Origin of the sequence: Paraburkholderia sp. A3BS-1L, from assembly GCF_051125215.1 — a bacterium.
Classification (GTDB): domain Bacteria; phylum Pseudomonadota; class Gammaproteobacteria; order Burkholderiales; family Burkholderiaceae; genus Paraburkholderia.
Genome location: NZ_CP120442.1, coordinates 2,147,664 through 2,160,498, shown reverse-complemented (window position 1 = coordinate 2,160,498; position 12,835 = coordinate 2,147,664). Strand labels below are relative to the sequence as shown.

The following is a 12,835-nucleotide window of genomic DNA, read 5'->3' as shown; positions in this document are numbered from 1 at the left end:
GCAAGAACGCGCAAGACGCTAGAATAGTTGTTTGCTCAGCGCCCAGGATGTCACCCATGTCCGACCACACCGTCGCCGACGCGCCCGCGCTCGACGAGTCGAAGTTCGTTCAGTACGAAGGCTCGCCGTTTCAGCTCTACCAGCCGTATCCGCCGGCCGGCGACCAGCCGACCGCCATCGAAACGCTCGTCGAAGGGGTGGGGGACGGTCTTTCGTTTCAGACCCTGCTTGGCGTGACCGGCTCGGGCAAGACCTTCACGATGGCCAACACCATCGCACGCCTCGGCCGCCCGGCCATCGTGTTTGCGCCCAACAAGACGCTCGCCGCGCAGCTTTACGCGGAGTTCCGGGAGTTCTTTCCGCGCAACGCGGTCGAGTACTTCGTCTCGTACTACGACTACTACCAGCCGGAAGCCTATGTGCCGCAGCGCGATCTCTTCATCGAGAAGGATTCGTCGATCAACGAGCACATCGAGCAGATGCGGCTCTCGGCCACCAAGAGCCTGATGGAGCGCCGCGACGTGGTGATCGTCGCGACCGTCTCGGCGATCTACGGTATCGGCAATCCGTCCGAGTACCACCAGATGATCCTCACGCTGCGCCAAGGCGATCGCATCGGCCAGCGCGACGTCATCGCGCGCCTGATCGCGATGCAGTACTCGCGCAACGAGCAGGATTTCCAGCGCGGCACCTTCCGCGTGCGCGGCGACACCATCGACATCTTCCCGGCCGAGCACGCCGAAATGGCCGTGCGTCTCGAACTCTTCGACGACGAAGTGGAGACGCTGCAGCTGTTCGACCCGCTCACGGGCCGCGTGCGCCAGAAGATTCCGCGCTTCACCGTTTATCCGTCGTCGCACTACGTGACGCCGCGCGAGACCGTGCTGCGCGCGGTCGAGACGATCAAGTCCGAGCTGCGCGAGCGGCTCGAGTTCTTCCACACGGAAGGCAAGCTCGTGGAGGCGCAGCGCCTCGAGCAGCGCACCCGCTTCGATCTGGAAATGCTCCAGGAACTGGGCTTCTGCAAGGGCATCGAGAACTACTCGCGGCATTTTTCGGGCGCGCTGCCCGGCGAGCCGCCGCCCACGCTCGTCGATTACCTGCCCACCGACGCGATGATGTTCCTCGACGAATCGCACGTGCTGATCGGCCAGCTCAACGGCATGTACAACGGCGACCGCGCGCGCAAGGAAAATCTCGTCGACTACGGTTTTCGCCTGCCTTCGGCACTCGATAACCGGCCGCTCAAGTTCAACGAGTTCGAGCGCAAGATGCGCCAGGTCGTGTTCGTCTCGGCCACGCCCGCCGACTACGAGAAAAAAGTCACGGGACAGATCGCCGAGCAGGTGGTGCGCCCGACGGGTCTCGTCGATCCGGTGATCGAAGTGCGCCCGGCCGCCACCCAGGTCGACGATGTGCTCGCCGAGATCAACGAGCGCGTGGCTGCAGGCGAGCGTGTGCTGGTGACCACGCTCACCAAGCGCATGGCCGAGCAGCTCACCGAGTTTCTCGCCGACCACGGCGTGAAGGTGCGCTATCTTCACAGCGACATCGATACGGTCGAGCGCGTGGAGATCATCCGCGACCTGCGTCTGGGCACCTTCGACGTGCTGGTGGGCATCAACCTGTTGCGCGAGGGCCTCGACATTCCCGAGGTCTCGCTCGTGGCGATTCTCGACGCCGACAAGGAAGGCTTCCTGCGCGCCGAGCGCTCGCTCATCCAGACGATCGGCCGCGCGGCGCGCAACGTGAACGGCAAGGCGATTCTCTATGGCGACCGCATCACCGACTCGATGCGCCGTGCCATCGACGAGACCGAGCGCCGCCGCGCCAAGCAGATCGCCTTCAACGAAGAGCACGGCATCGTGCCGCGCGGCGTGGTCAAGCGCATCAAGGACATCATCGACGGCGTCTACAACGTGGACGAGGCGCGCGCCGAGCTGCGCGAGGAGCAGGAGCGCGCGAAGTTCGAGGACATGAATGAAAAGCAGATCGCGAAGGAGATCAAGAAGCTCGAGAAGCAGATGATGGACTACGCGAAGAACCTCGAATTCGAGAAGGCCGCGCAGACGCGCGACCAGCTCGCGGTGCTGCGCCGGCGCGTATTCGGGGCCAATGTGGACGATCATCCGGCCTGAGCATCCCGAGCCGCGCCTTTGCTGCGGGCTGCCGTAAGCCCGCGTGCCGTAAGCCCGCGTTGAGGCAGCATTGAGGCAGCGTTGCGAAAACCCTGTTGCAGTGAAGTTTTCCGCGTGCGGCTCTTTGTTTCACATCAACTTCGGTGTTAAACTCGGCCATTATTGAGAATTGTTCGCATTATCGTTATTACGTACATGTGCGAAACGGTTCGATGGTCATGTCACTCATAAGAACACCAGGAGTTTCGATGCGGATCCATTCTCTCTTGCGCGGCACTGTCGCCATTGCGGCCGCGGGCGCGGCGTTCGCGGCCCAGGCGGCCGAATACCCGATCGGCAAGCAGCAAATCCAGGGCGGCATGGAAATCGGCGCGGTCTATCTGCAGCCGATCACGATGGAGCCGGAGGGCATGATGCGCAAGGCGTCGGAGTCCGATATCCACCTGGAGTCGGATATTCACGCGGTGAAGAACAATCCGACCGGCTTCGCCGAAGGCGACTGGATGCCGTATCTGCAGGTTCACTACGAGTTGACCAAGCCGGGTTCGAGCTACGTGCAAAAGGGCGACCTGATGCCGATGGTCGCGAACGACGGCCCGCATTATGGCGATAACGTCAAGCTCGCGGGCCCGGGCAAGTACCACCTGAAGCTGATCGTGGACGCGCCGATGCAGACGGGCCACATGGCGTTCGGCCGTCACGTCGACAAGGAAACCGGCGTGGGCCCGTGGTTCAAGCCCATCACGCTCGAATACGACTTCCCGTTCGCGGGCATCGGCAAGAAGGGCGGCTATTAATCGTTACGGGTCGCGATTAGTCGCGGCACATCGCTGGACTCGATGGAGCAGGTAACCCCGATGACTGGAATCCGGAATTTTGCGACGCTCGCGCTGTGCGCGTCTTTTGCCGCGCCGCTCGCGGGCGTGGCCAATCTGGCGCACGCCGAGGATATGCCGACGTTCAAGCTGGAAATGACCGACGGCAAGCTCAACCCCGCGCGCATCGAGGTGCCGGCGGGCAAGCGCATCAAGATCGAAGTGCGCAACACCGGCAAGGGCGCGGCGGAGTTCGAGAGCGTCCAGTTGCGCAAGGAGAAGGTGCTTGCGCCAGGCGCGGACTCGTTTGTCGTGATCGCGCCGCTGGATCCGGGCGAGTACAAATTCTTCGACGATTTTCATCAGCAGGCGCAGGGCGTGATTGTCGCCAAATGAGCGTCGTCAGGTGAGTGTTGCGTAGCAGGGAACGTGGCCGGCGCCGCAGTTCAAATGCGGCCGGCGGCAGGAGGTGTATCAATGGGTCAGGTCTTGTTCATCGTCTGGCGGGAGAGCGTCGAAGCGCTGCTCGTCGTCGGCATTCTTTATGCGTGGCTGAGAAACGGCGACGATGATGCGCGTCGCGGTTTGCCGTATTTGTGGGCCGGCGTGGGTCTCGGCGTGCTGGCGGCGGTCGCGCTGGGCGCGGCGCTCGTGGGCTTCACGGAGGTGCTCTCCGGCGACGCGCAGGACTACTTCCAGACCGGCATGGTGCTGGTCGCGTGTGTGCTGATCGTGCAGATGGTGCTGTGGATGAAGCAGCACGGGCGCACGCTCAAGCGCGAGATGGAGCAGTCGCTCGAGCAGACGACGCGCGACGCGAACTGGTGGGGCATCACGGTGCTCGTTGCGCTCGCTATCGCGCGCGAGGGCAGCGAGACGGTGATCTTCCTGTACGGCCTCGGCTTTGGCCAGTCGGGCCACGTGGACGCGGGCCAGTACATGGCCGTGCTGCTGGGCCTCGGCCTCGCGCTCCTCACGTTCTACCTGCTGCAACTGGGCGGCAAGGTGTTCTCGTGGCGCCACTTCTTCCGCGTCACCGAGATCATGCTGCTGTTCCTCGGCGCGGGCCTGTTCCAGACCGGCGTGGACAAGCTCATCGACAAGGAAGTCCTGCCGACGATCGTCGACCAGGTGTGGAATTCGTCGGCGATCCTCGACGATTCGGGCACCTTCGGCTCGCTCGTCGCGACGCTCACGGGCTACCGCGCCCACCCGGCGCTCATGAACCTGATCGCCTATGCGGTGTACTGGCTCGTGGTGTGGTTCCTCGCTCGCCGCGCGGACGGCCGTGCCGCCGCCGTGACCAAGAGGAAGGCAGCATGAGTTGTTCGTTGGGCCAAGGCCCGGCCCAGCGGACGCTGAGGCAGCGCTGGCTCGCTCAGGCGGGCCAATGGATGCAGCGGCACGGTGCGGTCATTCGCGCCGTGCAGTGGGTGGTTGTGGCGGTCTATGCGTTCCTGATTCTCGTGCCCGCCGTCATGCCGCTGCCCGGCGATACGGCGCATCTGTGGAACAACCTCACGCTCGCGGCGCAGTTCGTGTTCTGGGGCATCTGGTGGCCGTTCGTGCTGCTCTCGATGGTGCTGCTCGGGCGCGTGTGGTGCGGCGTGCTGTGCCCCGAGGGCGCGCTCAGCGAGTTCGCGAGCAAGTTCGGGCGCGGCAAGTCCATTCCGCACTGGATGCGCTGGGGCGGTTGGCCGTTCGTGGCGTTTGGCCTCACCACCATCTACGGCCAGATGGTGAGCGTCTATCAGTACCCCAAGGCGGTGTTGCTCGTGCTGGGCGGCTCCACGCTCGGCGCGATGGTGATCGGCTTTCTGTACGGGCGCGAAAAGCGCGTCTGGTGCAAATATCTCTGCCCCGTGAACGGGGTTTTTTCGCTTCTGGCGCGTCTCGCGCCGTTTCACTTCAAGGTCGATGAAGACGCGTGGCGCAACTCGTACACGCACGGCGAGCATGGCGGCAAACGCGTGATTCCCGTGAATTGCGCGCCGCTCGTGCCGTTGCGCAACATGAAGGGCGCCGCGGCGTGCCACATGTGCGGGCGCTGCAGCGGCCACCGCGATGCGATCGCGCTCACGTGGCGCTCGCCTTCGGAAGAAGTGGTGGCGCTCGGCGACAAGCAGGCGAGCGGCTGGGACACCGCACTTATTCTGTACGGACTCCTTGGCATTGCGATCGGCGCGTTTCACTGGACCGCCTCGCGGTGGTTCGTCGACCTCAAGCAGTCGATCGCGGGCTGGCTCATCGACCAGAACATCACCTGGCCGCTCGACACCAATGCGCCGTGGTTCCTGCTCACGCATTACCCCGAGCAAAACGATGTGTTTTCGTGGCTCGACGGCACCATGATCGTCGGCTATATCGTCGTGACGGGGCTCGTTTACGGCACGGTGCTGCTCGCGACTCTCGCGCTCTCGACCGTATTCGTCGGACGTTTCGATATGCGCCGGCTCCATCACTTTGCGCAGGCGCTCATTCCGCTCGCGGGCGCGGGCGTGTTCCTCGGCTTGTCGGCCACGACGCTCTCGTTGTTGCGCGCCGAGCACATGCAACTCGACTGGGCCTCGAGCGTGCGCATTGCAATCCTCGTAATCACCAATGCGTGGAGCGCGTGGCTCGCGTGGCGCGTCACGGGACGCTACAGCACGCGTCTGTGGCAACGTGCGCTGGCGCTGGCGGGCTTCTGCGCGGCGCTTGCCGTGGTCGACAGCGCGTGGTGGCTCATGTTCTGGGGCTGGGCGCATTGAGCCCCGGATGACCCGGGCCGCATAGCTTCGTCGATGGCGAATGACGGGTATACGAAGAAGGGCAGCGCCACGGCGCGAGTGTGCGTGTACTCTCAAAAGCCGGACTGGCGGTGCGCCACCCATTTTTGACTATTCGGAGACACGTATGCGAACCAGAGCAGTACTAACCGACGAAGACGTGATCAAAGTGGCCGATGCGGCTATTGCGCACGCTCGTGCGAACGAGTGGAAGGTGACGATTTCGATCGTCGACGACGGTGGGCATCTGCTGTATTTGCGTCGCCTCGACGGCGCGCCGCCGATCAGCAGCGACGTGGCGCCAGGCAAGGCGCGCACGGCCGCGCTGGGGCGCCGCGAAAGCCGCTTCTTCGAGGAGATGATCCGCGACGGCCGCACGGCGTTCCTGAGCGTGCCGCTCACGGCCATGCTCGAAGGCGGCTTGCCGATCATCGCGAACGGCGACGTGATTGGCGCGGTGGGCGTCTCGGGCGTGAAGGCCGACCAGGACGCGGCCATTGCACTGGCGGGCATCAAGGCGCTGAACCTCACGTAAGCATGGCGATCATCGCGCCATGACGCGTGTGACAGCAAAAGCAGAAAGCCGCGGCAATCGTCCGCGGCTTTCTGCTTTTTTGCTTCGTGCGACAACGCTTCGTGTGCCGCTACGGTTTGAGCATGGGAAAAAAACGGCCTGGCTGGCTGCGACGGCTGCTTGAAGGAGGGATGCACGAACGAAGGGGTCTAGTCTCGCGTGCAAGCCGTCGTTGCTGGCTAATGCCCAACGCCTCTCGGTGGAGGCGGTCCCCACAATACCCGGTACTGAAAACTAAAACATCACTTGGTCAGAATCAGCTTGCCGAGCCGCGTTGCCCGCAACTGGTAAGTCTCGCCGTTATGCACGATGCTCACGTGGCTGCGGCCCTGCAGCAGCGCGGCGCTGGCGAGCGGGCGATCGGCGCCCGTTTGCGGGGCGGCCGTGGCCGCCGAGTGGGTCTTTGCGATGGCCGGGCTGGCGCTCTTTTGCGTGCCGGTGAGGGCGGAGCCAGTGCGGCGCACGCTGAGTGTCGACGAGCGGTTGAATTCGGTCATGAGCGTGACGGGGTTGGATCTCGATTCGATGAGTTCATATTAAATGATAATCGTTCCCATTTGCAATATCGAGAAACTCATCGAAATCCTGTGTCGATAGCTTGGCTCACAAAAGACGACGCCCGGCATCTAGCCGGGCGCGTGGCGAGGAGTGTGCTGCAACTCAGTGCGGCAACTCAGTGCAGCCGCTCGGTACAGCCGCTCGGTACAGCCGCTCAGTGCAGCCGCTCAGTGCAGCGGCGCTTCCGGTTCGCCCAGCCCCTGCACGTACTGACGAATGAGCCGCACGGTGTCGATATCCGACTCGCGATACGCCGACTTCACGATCTCCGAGGTCTGGCGGTCGTCTTCCGTATCGGCGGTCGGCAGCGTCGTGCGGTACTCGAAGCGCAGGAACAACTGCAACTCGTCGGGCTGCTCGATCGTCATCGTGAGCGAGCCGCCCACGTAGTCCGCAGTCGGGAGGATGTCGTAACGCACGTTGTCGTTCGGCGTGAGCGTGACGCGGTCGCGCACCGTGGCCTGGCCGTAATGCAGCTCACGTTCGAGCGTATTGCCTTCGCGCGAAAGGATCGTGCAGTCGTCGAGACCGATCACGAAAAGCTGCGGCTGCTCGGCGCGTAGCACGAGACCTTCCCAAAGCTGCTCGCGCGTCATGGGCAGGACGAGCGGGTTGAGCGGGTCGTTGATCTGGATGAGGTGTTCGAAATTCAAGGCGCGGCCTTCTTGTGGCTGTTTCCGTCCGTCGCCGCTCATGCGGCGACAAGCCCCGAGCGGATCGTGATCGTATTCGTCAGGACCTTGTGGACCGGACATGCGTTGGCGATCTGCAGCAGACGCTCGCGCTGCTCGTTCGAGAGTGCGCCATCGAGCGCGATCTGGCGATCGATCGTGGTGCCTTCGCTGCCGGTTTGCATCGACAGCTTCACGCGCACGCCTTTGAGCGGCCACTCTTTTCTTTGCGCATACATCTTCAGCGTGATCGAAGTGCAGGCGCCGAGGCTCGACAGCAGCAGGGCAAAGGGCGAAGGACCGCTGTCGCCGCCGCCGGCCGATGCCGGTTCGTCGGCGAACCACGTGTGAGTGCCATCGTCGAACTGAACCTTGTAGTTGGTCGAGCCAATCTGTGCGGTGACTGCGGTTTCGGCCATGCGCTCCTCGCGGACGGAACGGTTGAAAGGGAACACGCCGCAGCCCGTCGGGCGCGGCATGGAAAGTCTTATTGTGACGGAAAGCGGCTCAAGTTGCGGAGGTGTCGACCATGCGCGCCGCGCAATTTCGAAACGCCCGGCGCGCTCCCTGTGCACTCAGTGCGCGATGTGCCCCATGCGCCCAGCCTGATAGTCGAGCACTGCCTCGCGGATCTCCTGCTCGGTGTTCATCACGAACGGGCCGTAGCGCACGACCGGTTCGTTAAGCGGCAGGCCGCCGATCAGCAGCACTTCGGCGGGCTCGGCCGCGTCGGCGGGCGTGGAAATCGCGACGGTGTCCCCATCGTCGGCGAACGCCACCATGTGCTGCGCGCCGATCGCCTCGCCATTCGCCCCGTATTGCGCCGTGCCGGAAAGACCGTAGGCGAACACGTTCCAGCCCGCGGGCACGGGCTGCTCGACGCGCGCGCCGGGCGCAAGCGTGAAGTGCAAATACAGGATGGGCGTGCGCGTCTCGATGGCCGCCGTGGCGCCCAGCGACTCGCCGGCAATCACCTTGACCGTGGCGCGGCCATCCGCCGAGCGGCCCTGCGGAATCCGCGCGTGCGGCATCTCCTGATAACGCGGCGCGATCATCTTGTCGCTGGCGGGCAGGTTCACCCACAACTGCAGCCCATGCATGCGGCCGCCCGTGCGGACGAATTCGGGGTCGGGCATTTCGCTGTGGACCACGCCCGCGCCCGCCGTCATCCATTGCACATCGCCGGGCGCGAGCGTGCCCGAATGGCCGGCCGAGTCCTTGTGGCCCGAGCGGCCCTCGAGCATATAGGTGACCGTCTCGAAGCCCCGGTGCGGATGATCGGGCGCGCCCTTCGCCGCACCCGGCGCATAGTCGACCGGGCCCATCTCGTCGAGCAGCAGGAACGGGTCGAAATCCATTAGCTGGCGGGTGGGGAAGGGCCGGTTGACGATGAAGCCACCGCCCTCGGTGGTGCGAACGGCGGGAAAGACGTGGGCGATCGAGCGGACGGCCGACATGGATATCACCTCGAAAAAATGGGAATTACGCGATATGCGAAACAAACCGCTATTATAGGTAGCCGATTTGGCCTGTTTGGCGGCCTGATCGCAATGGATTGTCCCATCGCTGGAACGACGACATGCAAATCGATTCGCACAACCTGAACGACCTGATGTACTTCTCGCAGGTGGTGGAGCACGGCGGATTCTCGGCGGCCGAACGCGTGCTCGGCATTTCGAAGTCGCGCCTGTCGCGGCGGGTGAGCGAACTGGAGGCGTCGCTCGGCGTGCGTCTGTTGCAGCGTTCCACGCGCAAGCTCGCGCTTACCGAGGCCGGCGAGCTGTTCTACCAGCATTGCCGCGCGATGCTCTCGGAGGCGCAGGCCGCGGTGAACGTCGTTCAGTCGCTGCGTTCATCGCCGCGCGGCACGGTGCGCGTGAGCGTGCCGGTCACGCTGTCGCAAACCATCTTTTCGCAAATCATTCCCGAGTTCATGCATCGCTACCCTGAAGTGCGGGTGGTGATGCGCGTGACGAACCGCGTGATCGACCTTTTCGAAGACTCGGTCGATATCGCCTTGCGCGTGCGCTCGGAGCCGCCGGAGAACGCCAATATTGTGGTGCGGCCGCTCTGGCGCACCGAGCAGATGCTGGTGGGCGCGCCCAGCCTGCTCGCGCAGAACGCGCCGCCGCTCGCGCCCGAGGACCTCGCGCGCTTCGAGACCCTCGACACGCCCACGAGCGATGGCCGCCACGTGTACCACCTGATCGCGCCGGACGGCACGCATCACGCGCACGAGCACGAGCCAAGGCTCATTACCGCCGACCTCACGATCATTCGCGAAGCCGTGCTGGCCGGCCTCGGCATCGCGGCGATGCCGGAAATGATGTATGGCGCCGCGCTGCGCACCGGCAAGCTCTCGCCGGTGATGCCGGGCTGGACGCTGCCGGTGCCGCAGCTTTATGCGGTATTTCTCTCGCGCCAGGGCATGGTTCCCGCCGTGCGCGCGTTCGTTGACTATCTGGTCGAAGTGCTCGATTCGGGGCAGGGCCTGCAGCAGGAATGCCCGCTCAGGAGCGACGTGGTCGCGCTGATGGAGCAGGGTAAGGGGAGCAGCGTGGCGCCAGCGAAGGCTGTGCGCAAGAGCGAAACGGTTTGAGATGTGCGCGGCGAGTCGCACGTGAAAGCACGAGCTTTGCGAACATGTACGCGCTTGCGCGTGCGCGAATTTCGAGCCGATGCGCATAGTGCGAAATGGGCTCTTTGTGGCTCGCTGGTGCCTTGCTTGTGCGCCGTTTGTGTTTAGGCATTTAAGCGCCGCCGGCAATCGTTACTTTCAATGGCCGAAGTATTGAACGTGGACGGCGAGAGGAATATATTGAAATCCCTCTCGCCAAGCACCGGTCTTGTGCGGGAATTGATGGCCGCTATCATAGCGAGCCTTCAGGGCTGAAAGCGCAGTCCGTGTCGATCACGGCAAGTCGCATGTGCCGATGTGAACCGAACGATTGTCGGGGATCGTCGCCACCGCCCGAATGCGCCGCGTGCGCACGAAAAAAGGCCCTCATCTGACGATGAGGGCCTTTTACTTTGGACTTCGAAGTCTCCGGTTGCTTCGATTCCGCGCGCTCATCGACCACTTAATGGCGGGCGGGATCGGTGACGAAGCCGAGTTTGGTCAGGCCGCCGCTCTGCGCGGCCGACATCACCTGCGCGACTTTTTCGTAAGCGACCTTGCGGTCCGCGTTCAGGTGCAGCTCGGGCTGCGGCTGCTGTTGCGCCGCTGCGGCGATCTTCGTCTTGAGCGCGTCGGCGTCGACGGCCGCGCCGTCCCACAGCACCGTGCCGTCCGCCTCGATCGCGAGGTTGATCTGCGCGGGCCTCGCGTCTTCCTTCTGGCTGCTCGCATGCGGAAGGTCGATCTTCACGGCGTGGCGGATCACGGGAATCGTCACCATGAAGACGATCAGGAGAACCAACATGACGTCGACGAGCGGCGTCATGTTGATCTCGTTCATCAGGCCGTCGTCATCGTCGCTGGCAAAGGGGCTCATCGCCATGTTGCTGGCCTCCGCTCGATTAGTGGTTGCGCGCGGCGACGCGCAGATTGCCACCCTTCGCCGTCGACGACAGGCGCGCGCCCGTCACGAAGAACGCATGCAGGCCGTGCGCGAAGCGGTTGAGCTTCGTGACGACCGACTTGTTGGCGCGCGTGAGCGCGTTGTAGCCGAGCACGGCGGGAATCGCGACGAACAGGCCGAATGCGGTCATGATCAGCGCTTCGCCCACCGGGCCCGCCACCGCGTCGATCGACGTCTGGCCCGTCGCGCCGATGGTCAGCAGCGCGTGATAGATGCCCCACACCGTGCCGAACAGGCCGACGAACGGCGCCGTGCTGCCGATCGAGGCGAGGATCGCAAGGCCCGATTGCATCTTCGCGATCGAGTCGTCCATGGTGTCCTTCAGGCAGCGCGTGATCCAGTCCGAGACGTCCATGCGATCGTGCAGATGCGGCTGCGTCTGATGATGATGCTCGGCGGCTTCCTGGCCCGAGAGCGCGAGCGCGAGGAACGGGTTGTCTTCGCGCGTGCCGCTACCGAGCTTTTTCACGCCTTCGGCGAGATCGTCCGAATGCCAGAACGAGGTCTCGGCGTTCTTCGTGAGGCGCTTCAGGCGCGCGACGTTCCAGCCCTTCACGACGATCACGCACCACGACAGCACCGACATGATCAGCAGCGCGAGCGCGATGCCGCGCGTCACGAAATCCCCTTGCGCCCAGACGTGGGCGATACCGTAGTTCTGCATGGTTTTTCCTCTATTTCAATTCGTCTAAACGGTGCAATTCGGATGACTGCGCAGATGACTGCGTCGTTAGTTTTGCAGGCTGAAATCGAATGGCTGCGTGTAGGCCGCGCGCACTGGCTGACCGTCTTCCATGTACGGCTTGCAGGTGCTGTTGCGCATCGCGGCTAGCGCGGCGTCGTCGAGGCGGCTGTAGCCGCTGCTCTTCTTTAGTTCGATGTTTTCGAGCTTGCCGGTCAGCCCCACCACGAAGTGCACGTGGGCCACGCCAGTTTCGCCGCGACGCTTCGAGAGCATCGGGTAGTCGGGCTCGACGATGTCGCAGTCGAGATGCGAGACGTTTTTGGGCGCGGCAAGTGCCATCGTCGGCTTGCCTTGCGCGGGGGCGGCGGCCTGCGTTGCGGGCGCCGGAGCGGGCGCGGCGGGTGCAGCGGGTGCAGCGGGCATGGGCGGCGCCGGTTCGGCGGGCACGCTCGTCTCGACCACGTGCTGCGAGGGCGCGTCGGCGACCGGCACCGGTGCGGGAGTCGGCTTGGGTTTGGGCTGGACCTTGGGTTGCTCGCGGCTCACGCGCTGAACCGGCGTGGGGCGCGGCGGCGTGGGCATCGACTGGATCGCGGCTGGCGCGGCGACGGGTTCGGGCCGGAGCAGTTCGGCCGTGATGGTCCGCGATTCGAGCGAAACAGGCGTGATGGCGTTGCGTTGGTACAGCGCGACGGCAATGAGTCCGGCGTGCAGCGCGACGACGATCGCGCACGCGGTCACGACGCGGCGTTGCGTGCCCGAAGGACGCAAAACGGGAAGCATTTGCGCGTTGGCGGAGGTTTGGGAAGCCTGCATGTTAGCGTGGCCATCCGAAAGGCGACGGCGCGCAGGCTGGGCAACGCTTCGCGACGGGCGGCTTTATTTGCGAAAGATCAACAGCGAAATGCATACAGTGGTCACGAATCCAATCAGCAATTCCATCCCGGCACACTCCTCTTCAAAAGGACACGGGGACTAGCTGGCTGGTCGTGAAACTGGCTTGCTGTCGGCGGTAAGGCGGGCAGTAAAGCGCTCTGGCGTGAAC

Annotated in this window: 14 protein-coding genes; 7 read left to right on the top strand and 7 right to left on the bottom strand. The window is 64.1% G+C overall.

From position 1 onward, the window contains the following. Positions 1 to 56: 56 nt before the first annotated feature. The 6 genes from uvrB (at position 57) to P5W99_RS09725 (ending at position 6,256) form a co-directional block, all read left to right on the top strand. A complete protein-coding gene (uvrB, locus tag P5W99_RS09750; RefSeq protein WP_421024321.1) occupies positions 57 to 2,138 on the top strand; it encodes an excinuclease ABC subunit UvrB in 2,082 nt (693 codons plus the stop codon). Between the two features lie 248 nt (positions 2,139 to 2,386). Then, complete coding sequence (locus P5W99_RS09745; protein WP_421024320.1) at positions 2,387 to 2,935, top strand: iron transporter; 549 nt, start codon at positions 2,387 to 2,389, stop codon at positions 2,933 to 2,935. A 60-nt stretch (positions 2,936 to 2,995) separates the two neighbouring features. Beyond that, a complete protein-coding gene (locus tag P5W99_RS09740; protein ID WP_421024319.1) occupies positions 2,996 to 3,349 on the top strand; it encodes a cupredoxin domain-containing protein in 354 nt (117 codons plus the stop codon). Between the two features lie 81 nt (positions 3,350 to 3,430). Beyond that, complete coding sequence (locus tag P5W99_RS09735; protein ID WP_421024318.1) at positions 3,431 to 4,276, top strand: FTR1 family iron permease; 846 nt, start codon at positions 3,431 to 3,433, stop codon at positions 4,274 to 4,276. Further along, positions 4,273 to 5,703, top strand: a complete 1,431-nt coding sequence (locus P5W99_RS09730; protein WP_421024317.1) for a 4Fe-4S binding protein — start codon at positions 4,273 to 4,275, stop codon at positions 5,701 to 5,703. The genes P5W99_RS09735 and P5W99_RS09730 overlap by 4 nt, the downstream gene beginning before the upstream one ends. A gap of 145 nt (positions 5,704 to 5,848) precedes the next feature. After that, the gene (locus tag P5W99_RS09725; RefSeq protein WP_421024316.1) at positions 5,849 to 6,256 is read left to right on the top strand and encodes a GlcG/HbpS family heme-binding protein; all 408 of its coding nucleotides are present in this window, start codon (positions 5,849 to 5,851) and stop codon (positions 6,254 to 6,256) included. A gap of 281 nt (positions 6,257 to 6,537) precedes the next feature. Here P5W99_RS09725 and hemP read toward each other — a convergent pair whose 3' ends face one another. From hemP to P5W99_RS09705, 4 genes are all read right to left on the bottom strand, one after another. Further along, complete coding sequence (gene hemP, locus P5W99_RS09720) at positions 6,538 to 6,792, bottom strand: hemin uptake protein HemP (RefSeq protein ID WP_421024315.1); 255 nt, start codon at positions 6,790 to 6,792, stop codon at positions 6,538 to 6,540. A gap of 228 nt (positions 6,793 to 7,020) precedes the next feature. Then, a complete protein-coding gene (locus tag P5W99_RS09715) occupies positions 7,021 to 7,506 on the bottom strand; it encodes an SRPBCC family protein (protein WP_035523086.1) in 486 nt (161 codons plus the stop codon). A gap of 38 nt (positions 7,507 to 7,544) precedes the next feature. Next, complete coding sequence (locus P5W99_RS09710) at positions 7,545 to 7,943, bottom strand: OsmC family protein (RefSeq protein WP_421024314.1); 399 nt, start codon at positions 7,941 to 7,943, stop codon at positions 7,545 to 7,547. A 156-nt stretch (positions 7,944 to 8,099) separates the two neighbouring features. Continuing rightward, positions 8,100 to 8,981: a pirin family protein gene (locus P5W99_RS09705; protein WP_421024313.1), complete on the bottom strand. Its 882-nt coding sequence runs from the start codon at positions 8,979 to 8,981 to the stop codon at positions 8,100 to 8,102. Between the two features lie 122 nt (positions 8,982 to 9,103). Between P5W99_RS09705 and P5W99_RS09700 the strand changes: the two genes are divergently transcribed. Continuing rightward, positions 9,104 to 10,123, top strand: coding sequence for a LysR family transcriptional regulator (locus tag P5W99_RS09700; protein ID WP_421024312.1), 1,020 nt, complete (start codon positions 9,104 to 9,106; stop codon positions 10,121 to 10,123). A gap of 481 nt (positions 10,124 to 10,604) precedes the next feature. Here P5W99_RS09700 and P5W99_RS09695 read toward each other — a convergent pair whose 3' ends face one another. The 3 genes from P5W99_RS09695 to P5W99_RS09685 all read right to left on the bottom strand — a co-directional run bounded on the left by P5W99_RS09695 (position 10,605) and on the right by P5W99_RS09685 (position 12,606). After that, positions 10,605 to 11,024 carry an ExbD/TolR family protein gene (locus tag P5W99_RS09695; protein ID WP_421024311.1) on the bottom strand — a complete coding sequence of 140 codons (420 nt, stop codon included), beginning with the start codon at positions 11,022 to 11,024 and terminating at the stop codon, positions 10,605 to 10,607. 19 nt (positions 11,025 to 11,043) lie between these two features. Next, positions 11,044 to 11,769: a MotA/TolQ/ExbB proton channel family protein gene (locus P5W99_RS09690; RefSeq protein WP_421024310.1), complete on the bottom strand. Its 726-nt coding sequence runs from the start codon at positions 11,767 to 11,769 to the stop codon at positions 11,044 to 11,046. Positions 11,770 to 11,835: 66 nt separating this feature from the next. Next, complete coding sequence (locus P5W99_RS09685) at positions 11,836 to 12,606, bottom strand: TonB family protein (RefSeq protein WP_434660421.1); 771 nt, start codon at positions 12,604 to 12,606, stop codon at positions 11,836 to 11,838. Positions 12,607 to 12,835 lie beyond the last annotated feature (229 nt).

Excerpts from the sequence above, each read along its gene's own strand:
- P5W99_RS09730 (WP_421024317.1), top strand. The coding sequence starts at position 4,273 with ATGAGTTGTTCGTTGGGCCAAGGCCCGGCCCAGCGGACGCTGAGGCAG.
- P5W99_RS09700 (WP_421024312.1), top strand. The coding sequence starts at position 9,104 with ATGCAAATCGATTCGCACAACCTGAACGACCTGATGTACTTCTCGCAG.
- P5W99_RS09685 (WP_434660421.1), bottom strand. The coding sequence starts at position 12,606 with ATGCAGGCTTCCCAAACCTCCGCCAACGCGCAAATGCTTCCCGTTTTG.
- hemP (WP_421024315.1), bottom strand. The coding sequence starts at position 6,792 with ATGACCGAATTCAACCGCTCGTCGACACTCAGCGTGCGCCGCACTGGC.
- P5W99_RS09695 (WP_421024311.1), bottom strand. The coding sequence starts at position 11,024 with ATGGCGATGAGCCCCTTTGCCAGCGACGATGACGACGGCCTGATGAAC.
- uvrB (WP_421024321.1), top strand. The coding sequence starts at position 57 with ATGTCCGACCACACCGTCGCCGACGCGCCCGCGCTCGACGAGTCGAAG.
- P5W99_RS09690 (WP_421024310.1), bottom strand. The coding sequence starts at position 11,769 with ATGCAGAACTACGGTATCGCCCACGTCTGGGCGCAAGGGGATTTCGTG.
- P5W99_RS09705 (WP_421024313.1), bottom strand. The coding sequence starts at position 8,981 with ATGTCGGCCGTCCGCTCGATCGCCCACGTCTTTCCCGCCGTTCGCACC.
- P5W99_RS09710 (WP_421024314.1), bottom strand. The coding sequence starts at position 7,943 with ATGGCCGAAACCGCAGTCACCGCACAGATTGGCTCGACCAACTACAAG.
- P5W99_RS09725 (WP_421024316.1), top strand. The coding sequence starts at position 5,849 with ATGCGAACCAGAGCAGTACTAACCGACGAAGACGTGATCAAAGTGGCC.
- P5W99_RS09745 (WP_421024320.1), top strand. The coding sequence starts at position 2,387 with ATGCGGATCCATTCTCTCTTGCGCGGCACTGTCGCCATTGCGGCCGCG.
- P5W99_RS09735 (WP_421024318.1), top strand. The coding sequence starts at position 3,431 with ATGGGTCAGGTCTTGTTCATCGTCTGGCGGGAGAGCGTCGAAGCGCTG.
- P5W99_RS09740 (WP_421024319.1), top strand. The coding sequence starts at position 2,996 with ATGACTGGAATCCGGAATTTTGCGACGCTCGCGCTGTGCGCGTCTTTT.